Annotated in this window: 11 protein-coding genes; 5 read left to right on the top strand and 6 right to left on the bottom strand. The window is 66.7% G+C overall.

Features of this window, described 5'->3' with window-relative positions:
- Positions 1 to 199: 199 nt before the first annotated feature.
- The gene (locus ACLMAJ_RS12510; protein WP_412013788.1) at positions 200 to 1,354 is read right to left on the bottom strand and encodes a hypothetical protein; all 1,155 of its coding nucleotides are present in this window, start codon (positions 1,352 to 1,354) and stop codon (positions 200 to 202) included.
- A complete protein-coding gene (locus ACLMAJ_RS12515) occupies positions 1,351 to 2,631 on the bottom strand; it encodes an MFS transporter (protein ID WP_412013789.1) in 1,281 nt (426 codons plus the stop codon). Before ACLMAJ_RS12515 ends, ACLMAJ_RS12510 begins: the two co-directional genes overlap by 4 nt.
- 368 nt (positions 2,632 to 2,999) lie before the next feature.
- On the opposite strand from ACLMAJ_RS12515, the gene ACLMAJ_RS12520 reads away from it, so the two are divergent.
- Entirely contained in the window at positions 3,000 to 4,973 is a 1,974-nt protein-coding gene (locus ACLMAJ_RS12520) for a bifunctional copper resistance protein CopD/cytochrome c oxidase assembly protein (protein WP_412013790.1), read from the top strand.
- A gap of 1 nt (position 4,974) precedes the next feature.
- Here the strand turns inward: ACLMAJ_RS12520 and ACLMAJ_RS12525 are convergent, their stop codons facing one another.
- From ACLMAJ_RS12525 to ACLMAJ_RS12535, 3 genes are all read right to left on the bottom strand, one after another.
- Positions 4,975 to 7,269 (bottom strand): heavy metal translocating P-type ATPase, encoded by a 2,295-nt coding sequence (locus tag ACLMAJ_RS12525; RefSeq protein ID WP_412013791.1) that lies wholly within the window; start codon positions 7,267 to 7,269, stop codon positions 4,975 to 4,977.
- Positions 7,270 to 7,283: 14 nt separating this feature from the next.
- A complete protein-coding gene (locus ACLMAJ_RS12530) occupies positions 7,284 to 8,027 on the bottom strand; it encodes a zf-HC2 domain-containing protein (protein ID WP_412013792.1) in 744 nt (247 codons plus the stop codon).
- Between the two features lie 562 nt (positions 8,028 to 8,589).
- The gene (locus tag ACLMAJ_RS12535; protein WP_412013793.1) at positions 8,590 to 8,784 is read right to left on the bottom strand and encodes a hypothetical protein; all 195 of its coding nucleotides are present in this window, start codon (positions 8,782 to 8,784) and stop codon (positions 8,590 to 8,592) included.
- A 377-nt stretch (positions 8,785 to 9,161) separates the two neighbouring features.
- On the opposite strand from ACLMAJ_RS12535, the gene ACLMAJ_RS12540 reads away from it, so the two are divergent.
- The 3 genes from ACLMAJ_RS12540 to ACLMAJ_RS12550 all read left to right on the top strand — a co-directional run bounded on the left by ACLMAJ_RS12540 (position 9,162) and on the right by ACLMAJ_RS12550 (position 12,012).
- Positions 9,162 to 9,515 carry a hypothetical protein gene (locus tag ACLMAJ_RS12540; protein ID WP_412013794.1) on the top strand — a complete coding sequence of 118 codons (354 nt, stop codon included), beginning with the start codon at positions 9,162 to 9,164 and terminating at the stop codon, positions 9,513 to 9,515.
- Between the two features lie 405 nt (positions 9,516 to 9,920).
- A complete protein-coding gene (locus ACLMAJ_RS12545) occupies positions 9,921 to 10,862 on the top strand; it encodes an alpha/beta fold hydrolase (RefSeq protein WP_412013795.1) in 942 nt (313 codons plus the stop codon).
- 79 nt (positions 10,863 to 10,941) lie between these two features.
- The gene (locus tag ACLMAJ_RS12550) at positions 10,942 to 12,012 is read left to right on the top strand and encodes a GlxA family transcriptional regulator (RefSeq protein WP_412013796.1); all 1,071 of its coding nucleotides are present in this window, start codon (positions 10,942 to 10,944) and stop codon (positions 12,010 to 12,012) included.
- Here ACLMAJ_RS12550 and ACLMAJ_RS12555 read toward each other — a convergent pair.
- The gene (locus ACLMAJ_RS12555) at positions 12,009 to 12,311 is read right to left on the bottom strand and encodes a hypothetical protein (RefSeq protein ID WP_412013797.1); all 303 of its coding nucleotides are present in this window, start codon (positions 12,309 to 12,311) and stop codon (positions 12,009 to 12,011) included. The genes ACLMAJ_RS12550 and ACLMAJ_RS12555 overlap by 4 nt on opposite strands.
- Before the next feature lie 171 nt (positions 12,312 to 12,482).
- Here ACLMAJ_RS12555 and ACLMAJ_RS12560 point away from each other — a divergent pair, with 171 nt between their 5' ends.
- Positions 12,483 to 13,205: a hypothetical protein gene (locus tag ACLMAJ_RS12560; protein ID WP_412013798.1), complete on the top strand. Its 723-nt coding sequence runs from the start codon at positions 12,483 to 12,485 to the stop codon at positions 13,203 to 13,205.
- Positions 13,206 to 13,446 lie beyond the last annotated feature (241 nt).

Below are 13,446 nucleotides of genomic sequence, written 5' to 3' on the forward strand. Positions count from 1 at the left end.
GATAGGACCGCAGAGTCGTGGCCTGGACTCTTGGCCCGCGCCACGACATTGCGAGCACGACTCGCACCCGTCCAGCGCCCGGCACCGCGCTGGCCACCCTGCTCCGCACAGCTGCACGGCGCGGCTGCCACCAGGCGGTTCGTAGGCGAGCGGTGAGCCGACTCGACCGGAATCGCGACGTACTCGGCCCATTGTTCGATCAGGTGTCGAACGGCGCGACCGAGCCGGTGTGGATAGCCAGGGCGAGCGTGAGAAAGTAGTTACCCCAGATGAGTTCGTGGCTGGTGGCCAGTCCGCGATCGAGGTCGTAACAACCATTCAGCAACATGCCCGGCGGACGGGCACCACCAGGGCCGCTCAAATACGTCTCCACCAAACACCGTACGATTTCGACAGCCCTGCCTCGCAGACAGGCCGCATGCTCTGGAAACTCTTGCACAGCAGCGAGCTTGAACAATGCCACCGCCTCGATCGCCGCCGCCGAGGTATCCAACGCCCCACATCCCGGCACGGCTTCGGCACTCGGAACCAACGGCAACCCGGTGTCCACCATTTGCTCGGCGACCGCCGCATAGCCCATGTCGAGGTGCCATGCCGCGTCGGCCAGCGCCAGTAACAACCAGGCCCGGCCCCGGCTCCAGCCCGCCCGAGGCGAGAGCCCTGGCGTCCATTCGCCATTCGCCCGCCTCCACGCTGGAGCACCCACGGGCTCGGTCTGCCACAGCCGCAACTGGGTGTCCATATGGCTGCGAGCCGCCACCCGGCCCGCGTCGGCCATCGATCCCAACAGCGGCACTACACCGGGGACTCCATCCACGCGAGCCGATAGTCGTTCGCCGCCGAATACCGAACCCCATGGCAGCACACCTAATTCGTGGTCGAACCCCGCCAGGCAGGCTCGCGCGGCCTCGCCCCGCAGTCGCGTCGCGCCGACCTCGCCACTGGCTGCCGCCACGGCTGTGCCGTACCAAAGAATCAACCCACGCGTCGAGGTGTCGGCCTCGACCCAGCACGCCAACCGGCCGGTCACCGCCGCTGCGGCCGAGCGGTCCGCCGCCGAACCGGTATACCCGGCCCGCAACCATAGAAGACCTGCCCAGAAGCCGCCGGTCCAGGATCCTTTCGATGTCGTCGTCCACACGCCCGACGGACCGTCCGCGTAGAGCGGAAACCGTTCGCCGACCGCCGCATAGGTGACCGCCGCGCGATCCAACACCGCACCTAGGGCCACCTCGGCCCAATCGGGCGACGTTGCCGCACTGCGGGTACCAGCGGAGCCGGATTTCGCCGCGCGGTCCAACGGATCGGATGTGGTCTCGGCCGTGTTCATTGTTCGCTCGCTGCGCTTGCTCACGCCTGCTCCTGGCCGACGTTCGGCCCCGGCATGCGGCGATGCGCGTGGGCACCTGATTCGCTCGCTGCTCCCCCTGTCGGATGGCGCAACGCGCGATCGCGCAGGACCCACACCGCGGCCACCGCCGCGGCGGTCGTGAATTCCGCGGCGACCATCAACCACCCGTTGCTATATCCGATCGCGGGTAGCCGAGCACCGAAAAACGGTGGGCCCACTGCGAACCCCGCGAAGAAACCAGCCGACACCAGCGCCGAATCCCGCCCCGCCCGGCCAGGCGCGGCCCGCTGAATCACCAACACCATCGACACGGCATTGCCCGCCATCCCGAACGCACCGACCGCGATCACCGCCACCCACACCAGCCCATCCACTAGCTCAGCAGCGGCCAGCAGCAACGCCGCGATCGCCGACCCGCACGCCAAACCCGCAGGCAACACCACCGCCACACGCGGTCTACCCGCCACCTTCGCCCAACCGATCCGGCCCGCGATCCCCGCCACACCCAGCACCGCGACCAGCATCCCCGCAGTGGCCGCACCGAACTCGAGCCGCCGCTCTGCGAACAACGCAAGATAGGTGTTGATCGAGGCCATCCCCGCACCGAGAAACAACGAGTAAACGGCAAGCCAGCCCACCACAATCGAACGCTCAGTGGTGACGCCGATACCGTTGCCACCCTGGTCGTTTCGGTCCGGATCGGCAGGCAATGCCCGCCAGACCCAGAACGCGGCCAACACGGCGATCCCCGCCGCCACCCCCACCGAGCCCCGCCAACCGGCAACAGCCGCCAGGGCCGTCAACGGTAGTCCGGCGGCGATCGCACCCAGCTGCACGCCGGACTGTTTCGTGCCCGTCACCCCCGCACGCCGCATCGTCGGCACGGCCGCCAAGATCGCCTTATTGGTCGCCGGATTGGCCAACGCCTGCGGCGCACCGCCGAGACCGACGGCAACCATCAACACCACATACCCCGGCGCAACCGCGATCACGGCAAGCACGCACCCGACCAGCGACAGCGACCCGACCAGACACCGCCGTGGCCCCAGCACATCCACCACCCACCCCGCTGCCGGCGACAACACCGCGGCGGTCCCGAACCCAACCGTCGTCGTAAACCCGAGCATCGCCGGTGACATCCCCAAATCCGGCACAATCCTCGGTCCCAGCGCACCGAGCAGGAACAACTGCAGCATGGAAAACGCCATGACCGCGGTCAGCGCAGCGGTCACCGACGCCACCGCCGCGTTGTCGGCACCGACCTGCGGGTGTATCCGCACTACGTTCTCCTCCCGCGCGCGCCGCCCCATCGACGACCCCGAACCCCATTGGTCGGATGTGAGGTAGCTTCAGTTCCGCACAAACACCGCTCAGCCGACGACTCCCGACTCCGATCTGACTTGACCGCATTCGCGACAGGGCATCGAGAACGGCACGCTGACCGGGACTGCAACGACGCGGGTCGAGAACAACCACACCGAGTCGGCGCAGCACTGTCGTGGCGGCTCTTCGACTCTCCCGACCAGGCCCGTTCTATGGCGTACATCACAGTGACGCTGGCGCGGGAACCACCACCGGGCCCGGATCCGACATGTGTGGGGCTGGCACGAGTCGTGCCTGTGGCAATTCTCGTCGTTTCGAGGAGCGGGTGGAGACCAACGTGCAGGTGCAGCGCTCCACCGACCAAGCGATCCGGGTCATCTGGCTGATCGCGGCGATCGCCGCGGGAGCGCTCGTACTCGTCTCGGTGCTCGCTGCCGGCGATATGCCCTACCGGTCGGCGGGTATCGCGTATCCCGGATTCCTGGATGCCCTGCTCTATGTAGCGCTGCGGCTGGTCGCCGCGCTGGCGGGCGCACTCACCCTCGGCGCATTGATCTACGCACTGTGCTGCACCGTTGTCACCGCGCGCGGCCGGGTCGACGTTGACGGGTATACCGGGATCCGGGTCGCGGAGCGGGCGAGTCCGGTGTGGCTCGTCTCGGCGCTGGTCCTGATTCCGGTGAGTGCGGCGAATGTGGGCGGGCTGTCGATGAGTTCCGCGCTGGAACGGGGTGCGGTCGGCCCGCTGATCGATGCGAGCGAGAAGCCGAAGGCGTGGATCGTCGTCGCGGTGCTGGCCGGTGTGGTCGCGCTGGTGACGCGGCTGACCTTGGCGTGGACCGGTCTGGTTGTGCCGACCATGCTGGCGCTGCTCGCGGTGCTGCCGCCCGCGATGGTCGGCAATGCGAGCGAGGGGCCAGATCACGACTTCGGCACCGGCGCGATGATCATCTTCCAACTCGCGGTCTCGGTGCTACCAGGTCTGGCATGGTGTGTGGCGGCGCAGGTGCGGCGCAATGGTTCACAGGTAGCGGCCGCGATTCGGCGATATGTGCTCATCGGGCTGATGTGTCTGGCCGCGGCCACGCTGAGCGGGTTGGTGCTCGGTGCCATTTTGTTGCCGTGGTCGGCGCTGTTCAGCACCGGCTACGGTCGGCTCGCCCTGGTGGTTGTCGGGTCGGCCGCCGCCATGGTGCTCATGCTGAGAAGGATTGCCGCCGAAAATGATTCGAGCACCGGACGGCTGGTCACCGGTACCGGTGGGTTGTCCGTGGTGGCAACGGCCGCGTTGGTCTCGATGGCCGTTCAACCGGCCCCCGCGTTCGCCGACCGGTCGTTCACCGCACAGGAAGTTTTCCTCGGCTTCGAACTGCCGGGCAAGGCCGACCTCTGGCGGCTGATGACCATGTGGCGCTTTGATATCGTCCTGGGCACCGCCGCGTTGGGTGGCATCGCACTGTACTTGGCCGGTGCGCTGAGACTGCGGCGGCGCGGCGACACCTGGTCGCCGTGGCGCGGCCTGTCGTGGTCGAGTGGTTGTGTGGCCCTATTGATTTCGACGTCATCGGGCATCGGCACCTACGGCTACGCCATGTTCAGCACGCACATGATCACACATATGACCCTGAATATGTTCGTGCCGGTGCTGCTGGTGCTAGGTGCGCCGGTGACCTTGCTGTTGCGCACCGTTCCCGCGGCCCCGAAGGACACGGTTCCCGGTGTGCGCGAATGGGTGCTGTGGATTCTGCATTCGCGCCCGACCGCGATGCTGGCCCATCCCGTCACCGCGATCACCACATTCGTGGTCTCGCTCTACGGCCTGTACTTCACGCCGCTGTTCGAGAATCTGATCCGCTATCACTGGGGGCACGTATTGATGAACGTGCACTTCCTGATCATCGGTTATCTGTTCTACTGGGCGATCATCGGCATCGATCCAGGCCCGCGCCGCCTGCCGCATCTGGGCCGGCTCGGCATGCTGTTCGCCATCATGCCTTTTCACGCCTTCTTCGGTGTCGCGGTGATGTCGATGAACACCGTCATCGGCGAGCGATTTTATCGGCAACTCCAATTGCCATGGCGTCTCGACCTGATGGCTGATCAGCGGGTCGGCGGCGGCATTGCCTGGGTGTCCGGGGAAATCCCGATCCTGCTCGTGGTCGGTGCGCTGCTGACCCAGTGGGTGGCCCAGGATCGCCGCACCTCGGTGCGCACCGATCGCAACGACGACGAGTACGGGGATTCCGAACTCGCTGCCTACAACGCGATGTTGGAGAAGTTGGCGCAGTCGCGCCGCTGATTCAGCGGCTGAGCCGAACGCGACGCAGCCGCAGGCTGTTGGAGACCACGAAGAACGACGAGAACGCCATGGCCGCACCGGCGATCAACGGGTTCAGGAATCCGAGCACGGCCACCGGGATGACGACCACGTTATAGCCGAAGGCCCACACCAGATTTCCCTTGATGGTGCGCAAGGTGGCGTGCGCGAGTTCGATGGCGTCGGCGACGGCTTCGAGATCGTCGCGGACCAGGATCACATCGGCGGCCGCGATCGCGACATCGGTGCCCGCCCCGATCGCCATGCCGAGGTCGGCGGTGGCCAATGCCGCCCCGTCGTTGATGCCGTCGCCGACCATCACAACGCGGCGGCCGTGCTCCTGCATGCGGGCGATGAGTTCGACTTTGTCTTCCGGAAGTAGTTCGGCGACAACCTCATCGATGCCGATCTCGTCCGCGACCGACTGTGCGGCATATGCGTTGTCGCCGGTGAACATCATGACGCGCAGGCCGAGTGCGTGCAGCCGGGCGATGGCGTCGGTGGCGGAGTCCTTGACGGTATCGGCTACCGCGATCACCGCCTGGGCCGCGCCGTCGACCACGACGAGCACCACAGTGCGTCCGGACCGTTCCTCTTGGCGCACAGCACGACTCAGCGGCTGCGGCACATCGATGCCGCGATCGTGCAGCAGGCGCAGGCGTCCGATCATCACCTCGCGGCCCGAGACCACGCCATGCGCGCCCAATCCCGTTAGCGCCGTGAAGGATTCGACCTCCGGCAGTCCGTTCAATATTGCCGAGGCGTGCCGGGTGATGGCCGCGGCCACGGCGTGTTCGGAGGCCGCCTCGACCGCACCGGCCAGCCGCAGCACCTCGCCTTCGGTCAGCGCATCGGTCACGGTCACCGCGACGACGCTCATTGCGCCGTTGGTGAGGGTTCCGGTCTTGTCCAGTACCACCGTGTCCACGTCGCGGGTGGCCTCGAGCGCCTGATATCCCTTGATGAAGATGCCCAGCTGCGCACCGCGTCCGGAGGCCACCATCAGCGCCGTCGGAATTGCCAGCCCCAGCGCACACGGGCACGCGATCACCAACACCGCCAAGGCGGCCGCGGCGGCCCGGTCGATACCGGAACCGAGCAGCCACCAGGTGAGAAAGGTGCCGGCCGCCACTGCGAAGACGAACGGGACGAACACCGCCGAGACCCGGTCGGCGACGCGCTGCAGGCGGGCCTTCCCGGTCTGCGCCTGCTCGACCAGCCGGATCATGCCGGACAGCTTCGTATCCGCGCCCACCGCGGCGGCTTCCACGATCAGGCGACCGGTGAGTGCGGTGGTGCCGCCGATCACCGGCATCCCTTCGGTCACATCGACCGGTATGGATTCGCCGGTCATGGCGCTGGCATCGACGCTCGACGCACCCGAGACCACCAGACCGTCGGTCGCGATAGTTTCGCCGGGCCGCACCACGAAGCGCTGTCCCTCGACGAGTTCGCCGATGGGGACCCGCATTGCGCGATTGTCGCGGGTCAGCACCGTGACCTCGCGGGCGCCGAGCGCGGCTAGTGCCCGCAGCGCGCTGCCCGCCGAACGCTTGGCCTTCGCCTCGAAATACCGTCCGGCGAGCACAAAGGTGGTGACACCGGCCGCGGCTTCTAGATAGATCGAATCACCGGACCAGAACGCGTCCCATACGCCGTCGGGGGTTTCGGTCCGATCCGCGTGCAGGAACATGGTGTCCAGTGACCACAGCGTCGCGGTCGTCACACCGACCGACACCAGGGTGTCCATGCTGGCGGTGAAATTCTTCGCCCCCGCCAGCGCCTTTCGGTGCAGCGGCCCGGCGGCCCACACCACCACCGGCAGTGCGAGCACGGTCAGGATGACCTGCCAGCCGGTGATCCTGGTCGCAGGCACCATCGCGAACATCACCGAAAGATCGGCAAGGGGGAAGAACAGCAGTAGCGCGACGACCAAGCGGCGGAACAGATCTCGGACCGCGGCCTCCTCGGGGGCCGAGGAGATCGGGCCGCTACCCTCCGTGATCGGCTCCACGCCGTAGCCGGCCGCGACCACCTCGGTGCAGAGCTGCTCGACCGAAATATCCTCGACCGCATCGATGGTGGCGACTCCGGTCGCATAGTTCACCGATGCGAGCACGCCGTCGACCTTGTTGAGCTTGCGCTCCACTCGATTCGCGCAGGCGGCACAGGTCATTCCGGAAACCGCGAGCGAGATGCGAATGGCGCCGCGCCGCGGCGGGTTGGCGAGTTCGCACCCATCCGTCGCGCGACCGCCATCCGTCAAAGCTGTGTTCATGCGATTCCGTTCGGTCAGGCCGCAGGATGTTGAGTCGAGCGCAGATGGCCGGTGCGGCGGCCGAATCGGGCGCTGGGCGGCAGGACGAGTTCGGTGGGCACCGGATTGCTCGCGCGGGTCGGCGGTGCGGTTTCCGGTCGGCGAGTGCGATGCACAATCGCGACCAGCACCAGCGCGGCGACCAGGATGCCGTGCGAGAGCACCCGAGAGACCGGCACCACTCCGGAGTACAGATCACCGATGACGAATGCGGTGAGCGTCACGACCAGTACGCCGAGCACCGGCAGCACGCCCGAGGTCGCGTACGGCCGCACCGCGCAGTAGACGAACCCGATGCCGATCGCGAGGCTCCACGCAGTGGACTCGTTCATCAGGTGCCGGGTCATCTCGGCGCCGTGGTGGTGCGTCATGCCGAAATCGAATCCAACGAACTGGCCGATCGCCAGCGCGCACTGCACGACACCGAGCAGGCCCAGCAGCAGCCGGGTCCACTCGGACCGGCCGAGGCCGGGCAGTGCTGTGCGCCACCTCGATCCGCGCGGGCGCTCCAGGTCGGCGGCGGCGAAGATCGCGTCGGTGAGGTCGGGCGCGTACGACGAACCGCCGCGCAGCAGGCGCGAGGTCTCCACGGCGGCGACATACCAGGAACAGCACTCCGGGCACTGTTCCAGGTGTTCGTCCACGCGCGCTGCTGGCACGGTTTCGCGTTCGCCATCGATCCGGGCCGATAGCGCGGTCCGGCATACCTTGCACTCCACGCACAAATTGTCGCCCAGCAGGACCGGAAAGTTCCCGCGGGTCGTCGTCGACCGCATGCCGACGCCCGGTCACCGTCGGTTTCCACCACGCTTGCACCGAGCGGAGCGGGTGCCCGTCGCCGCTGGTCGGCGGAAGGCTCGCTCGGAGTCCGCATCGGCCGGGATCAGCGAGATCATCTTCGCAGCGAATGGCTAGCGTTCGCAGTACGCGCAGCGGTGCGAGTTCACCCATTCCGATGCGCAATCACGCTAGTGGGAAGTCGGGTACCAGAAGCGGCGAGTAGCCACGCCCCGGGTCGGATGGACGCAGTGTTTTCGATCTCGTACTCGCACATCCGATTACCGATGTGTACCTGAATGCCGGCCGAAGCCAGGCGAGCCGCCTGTATATCGATCCCATAGCGTCGCTGGTCGCGGCCGAGGCACATCGACTCGCGCAGAGCCGCCGACCTTCGGGCCGCCGCCCAGTACGTGATCGACGCCGCCGACGCAGTCCACGGTCGCAACGACGCGAGTCTCAACCTGCGGGGTGCCGTCTAGCCTGAACACACTGGGCCACTGCTCAATTCAGTGGTGTGCCCTCGCCCCCGGGGCGGGGAAAGAGGTGGTCGAAGCCTATGGCGAAGGAGTTGTCGACAGGCTCGACCATCACGTTGAACGTGTGGCCGACGATCATGCCCGAATGATTTTCCAAGCTGCATTCCGCGGTGAAGGCGTCGAAGGTCGCGCCGGTGATGCGGATAGCGATGTCGGCCATGTCTGGGTTCTCGCCGCCGTGGCGGATCTCGAATACGCCACCATACGGACCGATGAGTTCGATCTGCCTCGGTCCTTCGTTTTCACTGCCGAACATTCCAGTAGAACCCTAACGAGGTATCGGCATCGACCTTTCGTGCCAGGCAGTAGGCGTTTAATCGATGCAGGTCTCGCACTTCGAGGCAACAACGGCGGGTCGTAACCCCCTCTGCGCCACTGTTTATGCCGATGCGAGTGACGAGTTCGCTTGCCCCACAGTATCGTCTGAGGCCGGGATCGGCAGGGCCTGAATCCTTGCTACCTCACGGGTAGCGAGAGGGAGGCCGTGCCGTTTGTGCTGTGCCCTCGGTTGCTCCGAGGGGTGGAAAGGTGGAAAGAATGCTTCGAAACACCCTGGTCAACGCGAGGCGCGTGGTGCCTTTTGTAGCCCTGCCGTTGGCCGCGGCGGCAGTCTTCGCCGGGGGCGCCTCCGCCGATACCGGTCGGACGGCCGAACTCATCGCCGGTATTCCCCTGCAAAGCGAAGAGGTCGCCACCAACCCCAACGCCCTGATCCCCGACCCGGTGTTGAACGGTGCATCGGCGGGCGCCTCGCTCGGTTCGGCCGTCGGTTCGGCCGTCGGCTTGGCGACCGGTTCGGTAACCGGTTCCGGCGGTTCCATCCTCGGCGCCGTGATCGGCGCAATAGTCGGCGCAACGAACCCGAACGCGGTTCCGCAGGCCCTGCCCTGACGTAGTCGCATCTACACCCGGACCGTCGAGAATCATCGGTGCTGGTGACGCACTCAGACAGCGCGACCGAACCATCGTCGTGCGGTGGGCCCACCATCGACGGTCGCGAGCATGACCGCACCGACTGACCGAGAGGCCAGGACCTCGGAAGCCGATCACCTTCAAGCGCGCCGGTAGCGATAGGAACGCTGGCGACAAGCGGCACTGCAAATACGAGCATGATCGCCAGGCGGTGCGCGTTAGTACTGCAACGGCACTCGGTCCCCGGCGAATCCGGATCATCGACTGACGAAATCGGCCCAGCGGCTGACCGATTCGGCCTTTGGTATCGGTCGCGGCGGCCTTCTAGGCGTTCAATTCGAGCAGGTCGAAGGTACGACCGAGATCGCTGGAAGGGAAACGACAATGACTGAATTCGTGACACTCGCGGACGGACGGATCGCCTGTGATGTGGCCGGCGCAGGGCCGCTGGTGGTGCTGGCGCACGGGATGGGGACGTGGCGGCAGGATTTCCGGCATCTCGTCGGGCCGCTGGTCGCCGCGGGGTATCGGGTGGTGAATGTGGATATGCGCGGGCATGGGGAGTCCAGCCTGGATTGGCCGTCGGTGACCGGGAAGGCCGCCATCAGCCGCACTGATGTGGCTCACGACTTGCTCGGTGTCATAGGGCATTTCGGTGGTCCAGCGGTGATCGTCGGGCATTCGCTGTCCGGTGGGTCGGCGACCATCGCTGCGGCGCAGGCTCCGGAGTTGGTGACGGGGATCGTCGAGATCAACCCGTTCACGCTGACTCAGAGTGTGAGTGTCGGTGCGCTGTTCACGGTCCCGCGATACCGGCGCGGCGGGCTGCGGCTGATGGCGACGCAGATGTTCAAGACGTTCACCTGGTGGCGCCGGTATCTGGACGTGGCGTACCCGACCAAGCCTGCCGATTACGACAAATACATCACCGGGCTGGGGGAGATCCTTGGGCGGCCCGGGCGCTTCGCGGAATTCATGAAGACCGGTCGGACGACCCCGGCGGATGCCGAGGCTTACCTGCCCGAAGTCCACTGCCCCGCACTCGTGATCATGGGTACGCAGGACCCGGATTACGTCTCGCCCGAAGCTGAGGGAAACGCGATCGTCGCCGCCATGCACGACGGGCTCGGCCGAGTCGTGCTGGTCGACGACGGCGGACACTATCCGCACGCCCAGTTCCCGGATCGTGTTGCCGCAGTGCTCATCCCATTCCTCGAACAGCACGCGGCGCGCGGCAAGAACGCTGACGGGCCCGCGACGCGCGGCAAGAGCACGGACCCATACGCGGTGCGCGGCGAGGGCGCCGGGGTCGCGAGCGTCGGCTGATGGCACAGCTCGGGTGGGCTCCACGATCGCCGGTTCGCGTGGCGATACCCCCGCTGCGCGAGCCGGTGTGGGAGGGCGAGTGGGATCGTCAGGGGATGCGGCGGTGGAGGAGTCCGACGGCCACCTCGGTCAGCAACTGACCGTGGCGGCCACCGGCCCCAGCTGCGATGATGGCGGAATGCCCGAGCCGCGCACCATCGTCTTCGTCGCCTACGAGGGTATGCAACTGGTCGAATTGGCCGGGCCGATGGACGTTTTCGGCTTCGCCAACGCCCTCGCCGGGCAGCAGCTGTACCGGCTGGTGACGGCCTCGCCGCAGGGCCGCTCGATCAAGGTCGACGGCGCGCTGACGCTCGGGATCGAGCATTCGCTGCAAGATCTGGCCGCGTCCGAGGAGGGGATCGACACACTGGTGGTCGTCGGGGGCTGGGTCTCCGGGCCGGTGTCGGCGGAGGTGGTCCGCGAATTACCCGCACTGGCACGCAAATCCCGGCGAGTGACCTCGGTGTGCGCAGGCGCGCTGCTGCTGGCCTCCGCAGGGTTGCTCGACGGGTACCGAGCGACCACCCACTGGTGGAATACGGATCTCATGGCGCGCAGCTATCCGCGCGTCACCGTCGAACCCGATCGCATCTACGTCCACGATCGCAACCGTTGGACCTCCGCAGGCGTCGCCGCCGGCATCGACCTCGCGCTGGCCTTGGTCGAGGATGATCACGGCCGCGAGAAGGCGCAGGAGATCGCGCGCTCCTTCGTCGTCTTCACCCGCCGCTCCGGCGGCCAAGCCCAATTCAGCGCCCAAATGCGTGCCCAACCCGCCCGCACTCCCGCCATCCGCGCCGTACAGCAGTGGCTACCCGACCATCTCGGCGACGACCTGGCAGTCTCCGCGCTGGCACAGCGCGCCGGTATGAGCGAACGACACTTCGCCCGCGCCTTCCGCGACGAAACCGGAAGCACCCCAGCCGCATTCGTGGAAGACCTCCGCATCGAAGCAGCCCGCCGACTGCTGGAATCCACCGAACTCACCATCACCGCCATCGCCCGCGCGGTCGGCTACCGCCACGGCGAAACCCTCCACCGAGTCTTCACCCGCCGCCTGTCGACAACCCCCGAGCGGTACCGCCAGCACTTCGCCACAGCCAGCTAATACCGCAACGGCACTCGGCACGAGAGTGCCGTTGCAGTATTAGGCCGTGTTTTCAAAGTGCCGTGGCTAGCGAAGAAGATGGTCATCCACGGCTCGGACGCATCGGCCGAGTTCATCTCATACTCGGCGCGCGCGAGACTGTCGACCGCCTGCCGTTGCTTCCCCATCAGGGCATAAGCCCACGCCGCAGTGGCCTGCAGCCGGGCCACCTCCCCCGCGTCCCCAGCATCAGCGGCGGCGATCTGACCAAGCTGCACCATCTTCAACGCCTCCATGACGTTCTGCTCATGCAAACTCACCCGCGCGAGCCCTAACAGCACACCCGGACCGCCTCAGCGGCGTCGTAGGTGGGCGGTGGGATGAGCGGTGCTGCGGCGGAGGGGCCCGCCGAAGTGTCGGTCTGTAGAGGGCATGGTGATCGAGTCGATGTCATTCCACGGTCGCCGGGAGATTCCGGTAGAACTTCCTGAATGATCGCCAAGGAAGAGGCGCGGCGCTGGCTTGCCGCAGAGGGTGTCACCCAGGCCGGCGACGGAGCCTGGCTTGCCGAAGGTGAACGCCTGTCGGCCAACGACGTGGCTCACCAGTGGGCCTCGGTGGCTCTGGGTGATCCGGACCTCGATGAGTCCGGCCGGGTGCGGTTGGGCTTCGGGCTGCTGGACCTGCTCGGCGAGTATTGGGTCACGTGCGAGATCCGCTTCCTGATGGCCGACACCGACGACCCCCGTGTCCATGAGGTGCTCTGGCGGGAGTACCGGTCGCGGCTCGAGGCGCCGGAGGGCGCCGAGGCGATCACCTATTCGTTGTGGGTTGACTGGTTCGAGGACCACGCCACGGTCGAGACGGCGTTCGCCCAGGTGCTCGGGAAGAATGCCGGGAGACTGCGAAGCGGGGACGAGGCGCTGCTTCGGCGGGCCCGGCGGGTGCTCGAGATCTCAGGACCGGTGCCTTGGATGATGAAGGAGCCCGTCTACCAGGCAGTGGTCGAGGTGCCCGAGCTGCGGGGCGCCGTGTTCCAGGGGCTGCTTACCAGCTACCACGACGTCTACGGAGACATCGAGCCGGAGTCGGCTCTGCGCTTGCTGGCACGTCTTCCGAACGACGTGGAGCATTTCGACAAGCTGTGCGCGGTGCTTCAGGCGGGGCATCGCAACCACTACCAAAGCCCGGAGGCTTGGGACGATAGGAAATGAAAGGCCTACGGAGACATGGTTGGTGGATCATCTTCGCCGATTGCCTTCCGCAGCAGGAGGATTCGAGTTGGCGAGCGTGGTGGTGTCGAAAGCATCCTGGTCTCGAGTGGCGGTTGCTGTCGATGCCAGGTATGCCAGCCTCCTGAGGGGCCCGAGGCTCAATGCCGCGCAGTCAAGGGGTGTGAGGTGGCCGGTCGAATGGGTTTTGTTGGGGGGCTTGGTGTGTCGTGCCAGCAGGCAG

This window comes from Nocardia arseniciresistens, from assembly GCF_046764875.1.
GTDB lineage: Bacteria > Actinomycetota > Actinomycetes > Mycobacteriales > Mycobacteriaceae > Nocardia > Nocardia arseniciresistens.

What these genes read in the sequence shown, in the direction of transcription:
- ACLMAJ_RS12525 (WP_412013791.1), bottom strand. Translation starts at nt 7,269, where the DNA reads ATGAACACAGCTTTGACGGATGGCGGTCGCGCGACGGATGGGTGCGAA.
- ACLMAJ_RS12535 (WP_412013793.1), bottom strand. Translation starts at nt 8,784, where the DNA reads ATGGCCGACATCGCTATCCGCATCACCGGCGCGACCTTCGACGCCTTC.
- ACLMAJ_RS12560 (WP_412013798.1), top strand. Translation starts at nt 12,483, where the DNA reads ATGATCGCCAAGGAAGAGGCGCGGCGCTGGCTTGCCGCAGAGGGTGTC.
- ACLMAJ_RS12540 (WP_412013794.1), top strand. Translation starts at nt 9,162, where the DNA reads ATGCTTCGAAACACCCTGGTCAACGCGAGGCGCGTGGTGCCTTTTGTA.
- ACLMAJ_RS12545 (WP_412013795.1), top strand. Translation starts at nt 9,921, where the DNA reads ATGACTGAATTCGTGACACTCGCGGACGGACGGATCGCCTGTGATGTG.